This is a genomic window from Natrinema pellirubrum DSM 15624, from assembly GCF_000230735.2.
GTDB lineage: Archaea > Halobacteriota > Halobacteria > Halobacteriales > Natrialbaceae > Natrinema > Natrinema pellirubrum.
The window spans coordinates 1,954,186-1,967,985 of sequence record NC_019962.1 but is presented as its reverse complement, the minus strand read 5'-3'; the positions used below and the strand labels follow the sequence as shown (position 1 = coordinate 1,967,985).

The following is a 13,800-nucleotide window of genomic DNA, read 5'->3' as shown; positions in this document are numbered from 1 at the left end:
CTGTATCTATTCATTGACATTCCTTGCAGGGCGAGAGGCTGCGCTTACACGCCGCGCGGCTCACGGGGAGGATGACACGTGTTGATGATCAATCCCGCACACGTTCTCGCTGAGCGCACCTAGCGAGAACAGGAACGACGAGACGAGCGATCAATGAGCAGGGCAGACTCGGCCCGTTACCTCGTTTGCGATACCCTGGCGGGGTATCGTCTGGGTCGTCGCTTGCATACCAGCCGATGAACGCTTCAGCGAACTCTTGGAGAACTCGCTGGCTGGATTGCGAGTGTAGATCCCTGTAGCGTTCGTGTAGTGTTAGTACAATAGTATTTTAAGTGGGAGAGTGAGGTCTACCCCTATTCGTCGGTAAGACCAAGCTGTTCCAAGAAGGCGTAGAAATCGTGACACACCTGATCTTCCACGATTTGTCCGTCTCGGACCACGGTTTTCGACATTCCTTGGAGTTCGATCTTACGATTGGTTGCTGGGATATCGTTGAATTGCCCGTCGTGTGTGGCCGTTGCAGTCCACTCTGTCATGACGACTCCATCCTCCGAAAGCATCTCCCCAATCTCGATGGTAAAATCTGGAAATCCTGTTCGAAGTTCTTGCAGGTGGACTTCGAACTCGTCACGTCCCTCTAGCACTCCGCCTGGTGCACCGGGGTCGTACACTGTCGCTGATTCGTCGAGGACGTCTGGAAGTCGTTCGTACGCCCCGTTGTTCCAGATATCTATCCACTCTTTGACGCACTGTTCGATGTCTGAGGTAGCTTGTGCCATGGGTGGTCCACCCATCCTCACTGAAGGACTGCAAGCAGTTGGCCTTACTCGGCGAGAACGTTCCCACAGTCTGGACACTGATAGATTTCATTGTACAGGGGATCGACCTGCTGGTTTGGACCACAGCATTACGACCTGTGAACTGCCTCGGGGTCAAGCTCCGAGACACTCGGCCTGCTCTGCCTGTAGACACAATGGATGTGCCTCAGAGTCCCTCGCTTGGTGTGGTGAGCGGGTATCTTATCTACCTTGTTCGTCCGGGTATCGAATCCACGGAAATTCTTAGTCTATCGCCTACTGCATTTTTACCGACTAGGGTGGTATTGACACACATGGGGGCTACGCTAGACGATAGCCAATTCCTAGCGAATTCGGCTAATCGTATCCGGGTGCTGGAGGCACTCACCAGTGGCGAAGCATCCCGCCGAGAACTACAGGACGCGACCGGGGTACCGCGATCGACAGCTGCACGGGTACTTGATGATGCTGAAGCCCGTGGCTGGGTCAGGTCGGAAGGGAGTCGCTACCGAATCACATCGCTGGGAAAGGCAATGGTTACGGAATTCCGTCGGTATCTGACGGCGACGGAGGGAATTCATCACCTTGGCCCGGCGATCGAGTGGTTACCCGAACCAGCCTGGGATCTCGATTTTCGCTGTTTCCGTGAGGCCGAGGTGACAACACCGACGGAAGCCAATCCGACCGCCCACTTCGACCGTGCGATGGAGTACCTCCGCGGAAGCGACCGCTACCGAGGACTCACACAAAACTCACTCCCGGAGTACATGAACGTGCTTCACGGTCGTGTCGTTGAAGGGCAATTCGATTTCGAGGGAGTTGTCGAAACGAACTTTATCGATGTTGTGGGTAATGACCCGGAGCGGGCGGCGCTCTGGCAGGACATCGCTGATCGGATGTGGCTATACAACGGGCGCGTCCCGCTTAATATGCACATCGTCGATGGAACTGTCCTGCTCTGGTTGTGTGACGAAAATCAGGCCGGTAACGACGTGCTTGTGAAGGGGCTCTTAGAGAGTACTCACTCAGATGTTGTTTCGTGGGCTGAGTCTCTGTATAAGGAACACCGGGCGGATGCAGAGCCACTCGAACCCACAGTGTTGACGTCAGATTGACATTCTCCCCGCCCTGAACAGTAGTTGCCGAATCAACTTGATAATTGGATTGATCAAGAGTATCCCCCCAGAACACCCCCGCCCCTCGTTTCCGCTCCAAAACCCTCCGAGAGTCCCCCTCCCCCCAGAGATTTCGAGAAGCGGGAATTGAGGATCGTTGATAAATCTGGCTATCTGAGCGCCATTCTTGGACTCTTATTATATATTTACTTGTATAGGCAACATATACATACATATGCCAATCACAGAAGCAGTATGTAGAGGGTGTTCTATCAACCACGAAAACCAGATCAGCAAATTCAACACCCAGTAATCAATCGCCAGTATTCACTTCTTTTTATCGGGGGTAGCGTCTAATCGGTGAAGAGAACGCCTCTTCGTCCAGAACCCGACAATTCAGAATCGAGGGATCACTATTTTCGCTTCTCTCCGCTGCTCTTCGCAGCACTTGGAGCGGAAACGAGGGGGGCGTCCCCCCTAAAGTGAGCGGAAGATGAACGACACAGTAGCGGGCAGTGTGGATCCACCGACCATGTCCACCTCACTGTTTGAGGTCACCATCCCAAGAGTGAGTTGGAGAGTGGGAGCAACTACTCTCTGCGAAGAATCAAACTTCGACGTATTGTTCCTCCCATTCACGCCGTTCTTGGATTAGGTCACGCCCGGCGTCCGTGATCGCGTAATAGTTCGTCCGGCGGTCTAACTGCCCTTTTTCGACTAATTCCTTGTTGACAAGCGTATCCAAATTTGGATACAGCCGGCCATGATTGATCTCGGAACTGTAGTACTGCTCGACTTCATCTTTGACGTCCTGGCCGGATGGCTGGTCGGCACCTGTGATCACGTACAAGAGATCGCGTTGGAAGCCAGTCAAATCGTGCATATGCTGTTCTCCAGAACCAGCGTATTTGTTATCGTGCTTGTATATGCAACTCGTGGAGGTTATCGCCTGCTAAATACATTCTACCCGTAGCTCTCATCCCTGTTCCAATTCCCGGATTCCACAAACTCTCTCGTTCATGTATTTTTCCAGATAAGAAGGCCTATACAGAGGTGATCGAATTATCGAGGTATGACACGCACCAACGGGAAAACCGCATCAAGCGAGTCAAATACTCAACTCCTGCCGAACCGCATTACGGTTGTCGGACGCGGCGTCCCGTCGAACTTCGAACTCTCAGTTGCCGGCGACATCGAAATGATGACAGCCGATCCAGTGAAAGAGGCGACCGTCGTCACGAAGAACGCCGTTGAAGGATCGATCGAGGTCGGTGTCCAGCGCTTCCGATTCTCCGGTGAGTTAGCAAACATCCACGTCACCGATTGGAACGGCGTCGAAGGGGCCGAATCCGCGAGTACGCCAACTATTCACGTCGATTATGGCGTCCCTGAACAGTAACTACAGAGCGACTGGCTGACAGTCGGTTGCTTTCTTCTGCTGTTGCTGCTCAGTAATCCAGGCGATGGATCGAACGAACGGCGGTGTTCAGATAAGGATGAAGGGTGAGGCGGAACGATTTTTGAGTGGTCTATGCTCGAAACCGCCCGCCTCAACAGAGGTAGCGACTGCTTCGAGTTAGATTTTCTGGAGCGAGAGGCGACACCCGAGCCCGCGATGAAGCTCGGTATCCGGCTCCATCTGGCTGGACTATCACTTTCGGATACCATCTCTATTCTCGAGAGGTTGGGTGTCGAACGCTGTCGATCGACCGTTCACAACTGGGTGCAGAAGGCAGATTTACAGCCGCTTGATGGCGCAAATCCGGATCACGTCGCGGTTGACGAGACCGTGATCCAACTGAATGACGAACGATTCTGGCTGTACGCCGCCGTTGATCCCGCAACAAACCGCTTGCTACACGTCAAGCTCTCACCGACGAGAAATCAAGCAATTACCGAGATGTTCCTCGCGGAACTCCGCGACAAACATCTCGTCGATGACGCGCTCTTTCTCGTCGATTCTGCACCGTGGCTGCAAGCGGCACTCCACCGACATGGCCTCGATTACAGATACGAAAAACACGGTAATCGGAACAGTGTCGAACGTGTATTTCGAGAACTAAAACGCCGAACTAACCAGTTCTCAAACTGTTTTAGCCATGCTGAAGCAGACACCGTCGAAAATTGGCTCCAAGCGTTCGCCTTCGCATGGAATCAGCTTATCTGAACACTACCCGTGGGGTATTCGGCCTGCAACCGACGGTGGAACGCGAGGCAGTTGTCGGCTTCACGCCCGCCGTGAACGGCGGGATTCTCGCCTTGAAAAAAGATAGGAAGTACAAATGGTTGAACTGACCAGAACGGAACAGAGGAGCGTGACTAACGTAACAACGAAGACTCAACGGCGGTTCTGTATCGTCTATCTTGTAGTACACTTCTCAAACGGATATGAGACTGATTAGGCGATAAGGAAGTTGAATACGACGCCAACGAATATGCCTATCGTCACGACGGTTCCCGCGTAGACGAGCAAAAGCCTGCGCTTGAACAACTTATTTAGAAGGATCAGATTAGGGATGCTAACTCCGGCCCCGCCGATGACAAACGCCAATACGGTTCCGATGGCGATCCCCTGCTCGCTGAGAGACGCCGCGATAGGCAACATCCCACTGAGACTGATGTATACTGGTGCACCTGCCAGGGCAGCCAACGGAACCGCAAGCGGATTCTCCGGCCCAAGCACTGCGTGGAGGAGTTCAACCGGGATGACACCGTGAATCAGTGCACCGATTGTCATGCCGAGAAGGAGGTATGGGAGCGTATCGATGAAGAACGACCACGCTTCGCGGGCCGCAGTCTCGATGTGGTCACGGTGCGTCGTTGTCGGCGTCGTCTCAGCAGCACAGCAAGCGGTTGCCCCACCATCCGCAGCAACCGCTTGTCCTTGGTCATCGCCGATTCGAACATCCTTCACGTATTCTGAAAGCTCAAGCCGACCGATGACGAACCCACCGACGATTGCTGCGAGGAGCGTGATTATGACGTACCAGACGGTGATTTCGACGCCGAAGAGCCCGAGCAGCAGCAGAACGGCAATCCAGTTGACCAGTGGCGATGCGAGTAAGAACGAGAACGCCAGTCCGAGTGGTGCGCCTGCTTGAAGCAGCCCTGCTAATACCGGGACGGTCGAACAGGAGCAAAATGGCGTTACTGCGCCGAGACCAGCGGCTGCGATGTTGCCGGTGCCTTCGTCGTGTCCACGGAGTTTCCGTTCCACTTTTTCTGGGGGAAGATACTCTTGGGCGAGCCCGACGAGGAAAGACGCGCCGATGAACAGGGGGATGAGGAGGACTGCGAGGTGAAGGAAGTAGTCCCACGAGTCGAGGAGTGCGTTGGAGAGACTGGGAGAGAGCATTCTTAGGCGTCCTCCTGAATTGCGTGGGCGAGATCGAGTAATTCGAAGACGGCGGTATCAGCGATACGGTAGTAGCTCCATTTGCCTTTCTTCCGGGACTTGACCAACCCTGCGTCTTTCAGTTTCCGGAGGTGGGTGGCAACTGTTGACTGTGGTGCATCAAGGACGACCTGTAGCTCACAGCCGCAGCACTCGGATTCACGGAGTGCGCTGAGAACGCGAAGTCGGTCTTTATTCCCAAGTGCCTTGAAGACGGACTCCTGACCGGAGACATCTTGCTCGGGTGGTTTGATCTCTTGGAGCGCGGTGACTCGTTCGTCTGGATCATCGTAGAGGCGATCCAAGGCGTTGTAGGCGTCGTCAGGTGGTGATTCAGTTCCAGTCATATCGTGGATTTCCGATTCGATTTATTCACAGCAACTGTCCGGTTTGTCCTCTTCCGAGTCAGATTGAACTTCTTCGATGCGGAGGCTGCAGCAGCCTGACTCGCCATCTTGGTCGTAACGGTTTATGAGGCGATTCCAGATGCGGTTGAGGACGCTTTTAGCCATTACCTCATATTGTATTTTCTCGATGTGAATAAACCTTTGGGAGGTAGATTACCGACGAATTTGTTATAATGCATTGTCTGCCGCAAGAGTATCGAAACATCCAAACTGATAGAATATTTAGCGATTAGTTCGCATCTGTAGTGTGCGGATGGGTCACTGAAACAGTTGTGAAGGAGTAGGTCTCGGTAAGTGGCTTGCAACCATCGTTTTTGATAACAGGGAGAAAGCCCTTGGCACGCTCGAGTCCCGCGTCTCGCTGCGCACCTCACAGGTTGCGGTGCTTGCGTCGGCGGGGTTCCTCGAGTGCGCCAGCCCCTTTTGATCCCACCCATGTGGACTGATCGGGCTGCTGTTGCGTCGGTTGCTCGCGCTTGGGTATCGGCCCGCCCCGCTCGCCGCGTGCCGCCCTCCGCGTCGCTCGCGACCGACCATTCCGGGCTGCGGTTCGCTCCTGACGTCGCTCACCGTTCCGGGCTCCAATGAATCTGGTCTCGACGCCAGCATTAAGCGCGTTTTCGGTTGCGCTCCTCGCGGGCTTTCGCGTTCCAGCGCTTGGTGCCGCCTGCGCTGTCGCGCGCCACACCGCGGCGCGCGTTCTCGACGACAGTCGCGCTGGAACCCGCAGTCCGGGCCGGACACGAGAAACGGCTTAAAGCTGGCCGCTCGCTCCGGGCGGGTCGCCGAGGCGCTCACTCCGTTCGCGCCTCGAGTCCTGCCTCGCTCCGCTCGGCAGGACACCGCGCGGTGCTGGTTGGGACACCGCATTCAGGCCCGCTCTCGCTCGCGCCCAGATGGGCGCTCACGAAGGCGCGAGCGAGAGCGCGCAGATAGATCTAGTCGGTCGGTGTCGTCGGAAAACCGCGATGCAGGGACATCGCGGTGGCAGGCGCGTGAGCGCCTTCGGATCAGTGAGATCCAATGTCTAGTAACAACTCGAGTAACAAGGTCGTTACGGTCGATGAACAGGCACTCAAACAGGCGGACGAGCAGGCAATCGATGAAGACGGCTTCCCGGTCGTCAACGAGGCGCCGGAATTCGAGGCAACGGTCGAACAAGAGGTCCAAGCAAAGGTGGATGCAAACCACCCAGACGGCATTACAGATACGAGCGATGAGCGGGTTCACGGTGCCACCCTCAAGCAGGAAGAGCGCATTCGAGCACGAGAGGACGAACTCGAACTGATCAGTGCCCAGGCCGAAATGGGACCGCAGGAAGGTCGTGCAAAGCGGACACGAGTGATCGCTGCGAACCAGAGCAAAGTGCGGCGTGTGGAATTCCAGAAACGGGCGGCGAGCGTGGACCCAATGGCGGATCCGGAGCGACCAGATCCCCGGACAGAACTCTCTCGAGAACAGTTGGCGGCTGTGAACAAGCAGTCGATGCGACTCACAAAGCAGTTAGATGGCTGGTCCCGAGCGGCGATCAGCCGGCGGTTGGGAGAGGCCGTCGTCAGTGGTCAGGACCTGACGAGTGCGGTCGTCAACGTGTTCGAGGAGCTGCAGACGGCGCCCGGACACGTCATCCCCATCGGAAAACTCGAGGAGGTTTCTCGGAAAGAGGTGAGCATCGAAGGGCGTGTCGAAACCCTGTGGGATCCCTCGCATCCAAGCATTGCACAGGTTGGGCTCATCGCAGACGACAGTGGACAGACACGCGTGACGATCTGGAAGTCCTCAGACGCGCCGTGGATCGAGGAAGGTGAGCAAGTGCGCATTCACAAGGCTGCCCGGAACTGGCACGAAGGCCGTGTCTCACTGGCCGTGACTGGCTGGACGACGATCCACTTCCCCGAGCGCGGTCGTTGGTGGGAATAGCCAGGCCTGTGCCCCTTTTTTGTTGGTGTGAACGCAGTCACCGCTACCTCCCACCACCTCCATGGTCCGGGCTGCTCACGGCCGATGGCCGTTTCGCTGCCGGGCTTTCGCCACCGCATGAATCCGTCCCACGACTTCTTCATTCAGAAATATGCCTGAAACTGAATCGAGCAATTCGGTAACTACAGAGGCTGTACAGACCAGCTTTTTCACCCACTACTCTGATTGACATCCTCCTCCGCCTGAAGGCGGAGGAATCCCGACCGCGGTTGGGATATTAGGGTTTGCAGTCCACCACCTCTGTCTGCGGTTGGAATCCGCAGGAGAGGCTATGAAGGTAGACTTCGGGCTGTGCCAACCAGCCGGTACTCCTATCTCCACCCAAACTGGGTGCAGACTCGGAGTTACTTTCGTCGTTGATGTTGAGACGGATGTTCTCAGCCCCGTTCACGTCAGCGTTGAACGCCGCGTCACACGCCTCGCACACGTACAAGCCGCGTTGAACACGCTGACTATCGTCTTCCCTACCGCAAATACAACACGTCTTACTCGTGTCCCGTTCAGACACTTCTACGACTTCGATACCCTCGACCTTCGCCTTGTACGTGAGAATCTTGGTGAAGCGATCGAATGCCCACCCGTGTAGGTCGAGGTTGCCGTGCTTACCCCAGTTTTTCGACTCGCCGTGTTCGTCCTCTCGAACCCCCTCCAAGTCCCCGACGTTGATGCGGCAAACGCCGTTCTCCACGCATCGTTGGATGATGTGTTTGGCGAGACTGTGGAAGAAGTGAGTACGGCGTTCTGACCACTTGTGGTGCAAGCGGGCGGCCCGTTCACCACCGCTGTCGTCACAGTTAGCGATTTCTTTCAGGAAGTAGTACCCGTCTTGCTTTAGGCGGTTGCCGGGGTACAGGTCGGCTTCGTTTGTGCTGTATGCGACAGCGGCGAAGTTGCTGATACCAAGGTCAATGCCTGCTGTCTCCTCGCCGGGAGCGTTGGGTGTCTCGATTTCGTCTTTGCAGACGAGGTGGAGTTCCCACCGCTCGTTCTGCTGATCGTAGACGGCGCGGACTTGTTGCAGGTTCTCGACCGTGACTCCAGGTCGTGTCTCGTACTCGACAAGGATGTATTCCCATGCTCGAGGGTGTTCCTTGTGGTTCGCCCCTTTCGAGAGTCGAACTCGGTTATTCTTGGTGTCGTGACGGATGCCGTTCTGTTTCCACGTGACCGTGCTGCGTGGGTGTTCTTCGTGGACGCGACGGCCTTGCGAGTCGTAGTAGTTTTCTTTGCGGTAGCCGGGCGGATTGTCCCTGTCATCGTCACTGGAGTACCACGAGTGGAAGGCTTCAGCGAGTTCCTCCAGAACCCGCTGACTGGACTGACTGTGCAGTCCCTTGTACTTGTCGTGACCTTTCAACTCGTCTTTCAATTCCTTATGGTCCGGAATTTTGCCCGTCTCCTCCCAGACTTCTCGGGAGTGGTAGTTGGCGACGTTCCAGAGTTTGCTGACACTCCAGCCATGCCGGTCGAGCGAGTCCGCTACCTGTGAGTGGTTGCGGATTTTCGCTCGGTGGGTGCGGTGGACTTCCAGCATTCGTGGAACGCCTCTATAATCACTTATACTCGCTCAAATTGTAAAAGTTTGGATTAAGAACAATAGAATATCCAGCCCTGTCGGGGACTGTGGAATGAGTCACGGAGTGACGGCGCGTATCCACGGCCTTCAGGCCGTGGTATTGCGCCTGTTCAGCGTATAAAGAAAGCGTATTGGCAACTACTGAGGGCGTCATAGAACAGTTACCACACCAAAGAGCAGGGTGAATGCTGAGGTGGCATGTACTCAGCGACCCTGCAAGATGATCCTTCGGTAGAGTCGTTCTTCAATGTCGTGGAGACAGAGACGCTAGCGTTGTTTGAAGCATCTCTCCTTCGGGTTTCTCAGAGAGTTCGACGTGTTCGCCCCGGCGGAGACGGGGCGAACACGAGACCACGAGGCACCAGAGTTGATGCGTGGTTTTCTCCACTGCTACTACAAGGACATCTACGGTATCCGTCCCGTTGAGCGAGAGCTTCAGAACACGATAGTCTGGCTCAGCTGTGGCTTCGATCGACCGCGTCTCTCGACGGCGGTCGATCGATTTCTCACCGACCTCGAACATGTCGTTGACGATGTCTTCGATAGACTCGTCGAGCAGGCCACCCGCCGCGGCCTGCTCGACTTGACCTACTGCATCGATTCGACCGACGTGAGAGCGATGCCTGCCAACCAAGATGCGTCAAACTGCTATGATCCCACCGCGGACAAGTACTACTACGGCTACGGCTGTACAATCGTCTCGACCGGACAAAAGATCCCGATTGCAGCCGAGTTCACCGAGAGTAAACAAGCGCCAGAAGAGACGGCGATGCGCGTCACACGTGACGCGCTCGCCGTCAAGAAACCAATGTGGATGGTTGGTGACAGCGCCTGCGACACGCTCGACTGGCACGACCACCTGCTGGCCGCAGGGGTCGTGCCAGTCGCCCCATACAACGCGCGAAACACTGACGAGCCGAAAGACATCGAGTACAGGGTTGAAGACCGTATCGAGGAACACAGCGAGGACGTCAAGTTGAAGAAATCGACCCTAGACGAGACGTACAACCGTCGTACGGGCGTCGAACGAACCAATGAATCAGTCAAAGACTGCGGCCTCGGGCGCACCCACGCCCGAGGCCGCGTCCACGCGCGAGCACAAGTGTTCCTCGAGCTGTGTCTGCGCCTCGTCGTCGCAATCACCAACGACGAACGAGGAGACAATCCGGGAAGTACCGTGATCACGGTGTGAGAAGTCTTCTATGACACCCTTGTCTTTTGATAGTGGTGTATTTTTGTCCATACTCGAAACCACTTTCCCATACCAATCAAACGGCTATCAGCAGTAAGGATTTTTCGTCGTTCAGTTCGCACACGTAGTTACTGAACCGCCCGATTCAGTTTCAATCAGAGTTCTGAATAAAGAAATCGGGCTACTATCTACTGCTATACGTCTTCGACGTACTGACTTTCCCACTCACGGCGGGCCTCGAGTTCTCGATATCCCCGATCGGTAATCGTGTATGAATTCGTCCGTTTGTCGAGTGTCCCCTTCTTGACCAGCCCTTTCTCGACGAGCGTATCGAGATTTGGGTAGAGCCGTCCGTGGTTGATCTCTGCTTCGTAGTAGTCTTGGAGTTCATCTTTTATCGCCAAGCCATGAGGCTCTTCGTGGCCAGCAATGACGTACAGCAAGTCGCGTTGGAAAGCTGTTATATCATACATGAGAGTGAATTTATCGTTCACAAGAATAAAACTGCCCGTTTGGCTCTGTTGAAATCCACTTCTTTAGAGAATTATTCACGTGAATCTACTGCACACTACACGTGCTTACTGACCGATTTAGAGTCGTCAAACCACTAATAAACTCATTTGAGAGATTATTTCAACGATAGTCTCATGATTTCCTATCTGAACAGTTATACCAGCGATTCACAATAGACTGTACCGCAATGTCTGATCAACCTGATAGGGAAGTTATCAATCGAGAACTTGACCCAGATGACGAGAATCCTTCAGTACAGGTAATTGAAGCGATCATGAATTTTGAAGGAGCAACTTCTACCGAGTTACCCACGATCTACGACTGTATTGATGGAACTCTTAATGAACTCTTTTCTAATCCACCGGCACCAGAAGCCCAAATGGAGGTCACGTTCAGTTATCACAGGTATCGGATTACTGTCGAGCAGAACGGTAATGCGAAGTTCGTGAAAACAGGGTAAACGCTTGGCCCCCGCTAATAGCCGTAGAGCGCACAATACTTGCCCTAGACTGAGCAGTTGATGACGGTCACCCAATTCATCACATAACAGTTATAGCGGCTCTCAATCAAAAATAGAGGCTCTGTTGAAATCCTTTAGCGTTGACATTCAGAAGAGCCACTCTTCCCACCGAGTTCCGCGGATCCGATGCGAAACTAGCTTCTGAGCAAATCGCAAGACGACAAGAGGGTTTCAACAGAGCCGCCCGTTTGTAACGGGGCTCTGGCGACGATCTTTCGCGATCAGCGCTGGGTCTCGACTGGATCTTTCGCCAGGAGATATGCGTCTGGATTTCCTTCTTCGTGGACACAGAGCCCCGCTCGAGTAAATGTCACCGCCAATCGTGGTGCATGGCCAGCAGGGCCTGGAATATGACCATGTTCAAGGCCGTGAGCTGGAAGAACGAATTCAGATTTCATTGGTTCGTTTCTTAAATTGTTACGTCTCTTCTGCTGACTCACCGTCTGAGATCTCGGCGTAGGTCATACAGGAGGGACATCCGTGGACGTTATTCTCATCAACGGCAAAGACACGGACGAAGGCTGAGGTAACATGGCTTCCACAGTTAGAACATTCAGGCATGTTGATTGGTTAGTTTCGATATTCAGGATTCAGCATCCTTGAGTGTTACGTAGTTCGCCTAAACAGAGCGATCTTGCCAGCCATCGCCCGTCGGGACCTGGCCTATTGATTCTGAGGGCCGCGCTCATTCAGTTCCGTAGTTACAGACGGTATCTGGAGTCTCTGCTTCGTAGCGCTCACAGTCGTCCCAGCTGAACCCGAGTATTCCAGACTCTTCAATGCGTAGAAACACCATCTGACAGGGGTCATCGCCTTTCGAATCGTCTGATGCTGTTTCTACCCACGAGTCATCTCCGGTCAGACGCGCAGTGATTTCAAATTCGCCGGGTTCGTCGTTCGGCCACGCACACTCTACGAATTCCGTGTTCAACACGTTATCGTCGTCTTCCATACCGGGGATCTCCACAGTAGTTCCGTGAACTTGATCTCCGTCTTTTCGCACCTGTATATCGACACTTTGAGTTGTCTCAGCAATATTTTCGAGACGTAACGCACCGAGATAGACTTCTTGATCGAGGCGTTCAAGACAGCCAGAGAGACCGATAGTAACCCCGAGAGCGAGATACGAGCGCCGGTTCATATTATACGACAGTCAATAGACTGTGATAAAATTGATCGGTACTGATCGATCCAGATTGTCTGTGCGAGATACGCGCCCTGTATCTTGCACGACGCTTAGAACATCATCTGCTACTGGTAGGAAATCCAGCGGTATGTTCGAAGTCCTACTTAGTGGCTGTTCCAGCGGCGAAATCGTCGAATTAATAATATTTCAACAGAGCCACTTATTCCCATTCTAGATGGGACTCTTCAACGATAAGACATTAACTAATCTCGAATATAACGAACCATTCTCAATCTATAAGGGTGCGCAGGTCAAACTCTTGAGCAAGCCCATGGATGACTGGACTGAAACGATGACCGCCCGCGATCGGATCGAGGACGTTGCTCTCACACTCCGCAAGCCGCGGTCAGTTAATTGGATCAAAGAGCAAGCAGAAGTTGGCTCCTGGGAAACGGCGAAATCCCATCTCGAGTCACTTGTCGACGCTGGACAGTTGACTGTCGTTACAGTCGACGGGGATACGCTCTACAAAATCGATCCGATGCGCGCATATCTCGATCACATCCAGGAGCTCGTTGTCGAGAACACGAAAGACGAACTGCGAGACGAACTCGAAGCAATCGCCGCAGAAATTGCAGACTGGAAGCGCGAGTACGACGTCGACTCTCTCGAGGAACTCGAGGCATCGCTCGGCGAGGAACTTCCGCCAGAGGAAATCCGAGATCGCCGAAAGGTCATCACCTACTGGGAAGAGAATAACCACCACCGACAGCTAATCACGAACGCTCTCGGGTTGTACGACGATCTCTCGGCACAGAGTCACGCTTCGGATTCCAATCACCCCCAATACGCGGATTAAAATGGGACGGTTCACCAGCGGTGGGAATCCGTACGACAAGCGGCGTGTCTACAAGCGAATTCATCAACGACTGAGTACGCAACCGGAGTTCTCTGACGTCCAGTATCTCCCCTCCAAAAACCGACCCCGCGAGATCCATGCTGATGTTGACGTTGCGCAGTTTCTCCAGCAGTCGTATCCGTCGACGACCGCTCGAGTCGAAATCGAATTCATGTTTCGGCAGGACTGGAGCCACTACTGGATTCAGTGGGTTGAACCCGAACGTGGCCTTTCCTGCGGGTGGCACCAGGACAATACTCATTCAGACTTAGGTCAGTGTCA

Annotated in this window: 14 protein-coding genes and 2 pseudogenes; 7 read left to right on the top strand and 9 right to left on the bottom strand. The window is 54.2% G+C overall.

Features of this window, described 5'->3' with window-relative positions; translation table 11 throughout:
- Positions 1–175: 175 nt before the first annotated feature.
- Both NATPE_RS23040 and NATPE_RS09440 read right to left on the bottom strand, forming a co-directional pair.
- Positions 176–307: pseudogene (locus tag NATPE_RS23040) on the bottom strand (RNA-guided endonuclease TnpB family protein); the annotation flags it as partial.
- Between the two features lie 46 nt (positions 308–353).
- Positions 354–779: an ester cyclase gene (locus NATPE_RS09440; protein ID WP_006180709.1), complete on the bottom strand. Its 426-nt coding sequence runs from the start codon at positions 777–779 to the stop codon at positions 354–356.
- 194 nt (positions 780–973) lie between these two features.
- Between NATPE_RS09440 and NATPE_RS23565 the strand changes: the two genes are divergently transcribed.
- Positions 974–1,912 (top strand): helix-turn-helix transcriptional regulator, encoded by a 939-nt coding sequence (locus NATPE_RS23565; protein WP_449406627.1) that lies wholly within the window; start codon positions 974–976, stop codon positions 1,910–1,912.
- 607 nt (positions 1,913–2,519) lie between these two features.
- Here the strand turns inward: NATPE_RS23565 and NATPE_RS09430 are convergent.
- Positions 2,520–2,795: a PadR family transcriptional regulator gene (locus tag NATPE_RS09430; protein ID WP_006180711.1), complete on the bottom strand. Its 276-nt coding sequence runs from the start codon at positions 2,793–2,795 to the stop codon at positions 2,520–2,522.
- A gap of 189 nt (positions 2,796–2,984) precedes the next feature.
- Between NATPE_RS09430 and NATPE_RS09425 the strand changes: the two genes are divergently transcribed.
- Together NATPE_RS09425 and NATPE_RS09420 are read left to right on the top strand one after the other, a co-directional pair.
- Complete coding sequence (locus NATPE_RS09425; protein ID WP_006180712.1) at positions 2,985–3,311, top strand: hypothetical protein; 327 nt, start codon at positions 2,985–2,987, stop codon at positions 3,309–3,311.
- Positions 3,312–3,443: 132 nt separating this feature from the next.
- Complete coding sequence (locus NATPE_RS09420; RefSeq protein ID WP_015298673.1) at positions 3,444–4,079, top strand: IS6 family transposase; 636 nt, start codon at positions 3,444–3,446, stop codon at positions 4,077–4,079.
- A 231-nt stretch (positions 4,080–4,310) separates the two neighbouring features.
- Here the strand turns inward: NATPE_RS09420 and NATPE_RS09415 are convergent, their stop codons facing one another.
- Together NATPE_RS09415 and NATPE_RS09410 are read right to left on the bottom strand one after the other, a co-directional pair.
- Positions 4,311–5,267 carry a permease gene (locus NATPE_RS09415; protein WP_006180713.1) on the bottom strand — a complete coding sequence of 319 codons (957 nt, stop codon included), beginning with the start codon at positions 5,265–5,267 and terminating at the stop codon, positions 4,311–4,313.
- Positions 5,268–5,269: 2 nt separating this feature from the next.
- Positions 5,270–5,653: an ArsR/SmtB family transcription factor gene (locus tag NATPE_RS09410; RefSeq protein ID WP_006180714.1), complete on the bottom strand. Its 384-nt coding sequence runs from the start codon at positions 5,651–5,653 to the stop codon at positions 5,270–5,272.
- 1,083 nt (positions 5,654–6,736) lie between these two features.
- Between NATPE_RS09410 and NATPE_RS09405 the strand changes: the two genes are divergently transcribed.
- Positions 6,737–7,633 (top strand): hypothetical protein, encoded by an 897-nt coding sequence (locus NATPE_RS09405; protein WP_006180715.1) that lies wholly within the window; start codon positions 6,737–6,739, stop codon positions 7,631–7,633.
- Positions 7,634–7,910: 277 nt separating this feature from the next.
- Here the strand turns inward: NATPE_RS09405 and NATPE_RS09400 are convergent, their stop codons facing one another.
- Positions 7,911–9,227, bottom strand: coding sequence for an RNA-guided endonuclease InsQ/TnpB family protein (locus tag NATPE_RS09400; RefSeq protein ID WP_015298989.1), 1,317 nt, complete (start codon positions 9,225–9,227; stop codon positions 7,911–7,913).
- A 240-nt stretch (positions 9,228–9,467) separates the two neighbouring features.
- On the opposite strand from NATPE_RS09400, the pseudogene NATPE_RS09395 reads away from it, so the two are divergent.
- Positions 9,468–10,461, top strand: a pseudogene (locus NATPE_RS09395) (transposase).
- 194 nt (positions 10,462–10,655) lie between these two features.
- Here the strand turns inward: NATPE_RS09395 and NATPE_RS09390 are convergent.
- Complete coding sequence (locus tag NATPE_RS09390) at positions 10,656–10,934, bottom strand: PadR family transcriptional regulator (protein WP_015298988.1); 279 nt, start codon at positions 10,932–10,934, stop codon at positions 10,656–10,658.
- Positions 10,935–11,161: 227 nt separating this feature from the next.
- Here NATPE_RS09390 and NATPE_RS21360 point away from each other — a divergent pair, with 227 nt between their 5' ends.
- Complete coding sequence (locus NATPE_RS21360; RefSeq protein WP_015298987.1) at positions 11,162–11,434, top strand: HalOD1 output domain-containing protein; 273 nt, start codon at positions 11,162–11,164, stop codon at positions 11,432–11,434.
- 477 nt (positions 11,435–11,911) lie between these two features.
- On the opposite strand, the gene NATPE_RS23560 is transcribed toward NATPE_RS21360, so the two are convergent.
- Together NATPE_RS23560 and NATPE_RS09385 are read right to left on the bottom strand one after the other, a co-directional pair.
- Positions 11,912–12,055: a DUF7563 family protein gene (locus NATPE_RS23560; RefSeq protein ID WP_015298986.1), complete on the bottom strand. Its 144-nt coding sequence runs from the start codon at positions 12,053–12,055 to the stop codon at positions 11,912–11,914.
- Between the two features lie 124 nt (positions 12,056–12,179).
- Positions 12,180–12,635 carry a hypothetical protein gene (locus NATPE_RS09385; RefSeq protein ID WP_006180718.1) on the bottom strand — a complete coding sequence of 152 codons (456 nt, stop codon included), beginning with the start codon at positions 12,633–12,635 and terminating at the stop codon, positions 12,180–12,182.
- A gap of 316 nt (positions 12,636–12,951) precedes the next feature.
- On the opposite strand from NATPE_RS09385, the gene NATPE_RS09380 reads away from it, so the two are divergent.
- On the top strand, positions 12,952–13,479 hold the full coding sequence (locus NATPE_RS09380) for a DUF7342 family protein (protein ID WP_006180717.1): 528 nt from the start codon (positions 12,952–12,954) through the stop codon (positions 13,477–13,479).
- Positions 13,480–13,800 lie beyond the last annotated feature (321 nt).

Coding starts and splice junctions, on each gene's coding strand:
- NATPE_RS09410 (WP_006180714.1), bottom strand. CDS start 5,653: ATGACTGGAACTGAATCACCACCTGACGACGCCTACAACGCCTTGGAT.
- NATPE_RS09380 (WP_006180717.1), top strand. CDS start 12,952: ATGGATGACTGGACTGAAACGATGACCGCCCGCGATCGGATCGAGGAC.
- NATPE_RS09425 (WP_006180712.1), top strand. CDS start 2,985: ATGACACGCACCAACGGGAAAACCGCATCAAGCGAGTCAAATACTCAA.
- NATPE_RS09415 (WP_006180713.1), bottom strand. CDS start 5,267: ATGCTCTCTCCCAGTCTCTCCAACGCACTCCTCGACTCGTGGGACTAC.
- NATPE_RS23560 (WP_015298986.1), bottom strand. CDS start 12,055: ATGCCTGAATGTTCTAACTGTGGAAGCCATGTTACCTCAGCCTTCGTC.
- NATPE_RS09430 (WP_006180711.1), bottom strand. CDS start 2,795: ATGCACGATTTGACTGGCTTCCAACGCGATCTCTTGTACGTGATCACA.
- NATPE_RS09390 (WP_015298988.1), bottom strand. CDS start 10,934: ATGTATGATATAACAGCTTTCCAACGCGACTTGCTGTACGTCATTGCT.
- NATPE_RS21360 (WP_015298987.1), top strand. CDS start 11,162: ATGTCTGATCAACCTGATAGGGAAGTTATCAATCGAGAACTTGACCCA.
- NATPE_RS09385 (WP_006180718.1), bottom strand. CDS start 12,635: ATGAACCGGCGCTCGTATCTCGCTCTCGGGGTTACTATCGGTCTCTCT.
- NATPE_RS09400 (WP_015298989.1), bottom strand. CDS start 9,227: ATGCTGGAAGTCCACCGCACCCACCGAGCGAAAATCCGCAACCACTCA.
- NATPE_RS23565 (WP_449406627.1), top strand. CDS start 974: ATGGATGTGCCTCAGAGTCCCTCGCTTGGTGTGGTGAGCGGGTATCTT.
- NATPE_RS09420 (WP_015298673.1), top strand. CDS start 3,444: ATGCTCGAAACCGCCCGCCTCAACAGAGGTAGCGACTGCTTCGAGTTA.
- NATPE_RS09440 (WP_006180709.1), bottom strand. CDS start 779: ATGGCACAAGCTACCTCAGACATCGAACAGTGCGTCAAAGAGTGGATA.
- NATPE_RS09405 (WP_006180715.1), top strand. CDS start 6,737: ATGTCTAGTAACAACTCGAGTAACAAGGTCGTTACGGTCGATGAACAG.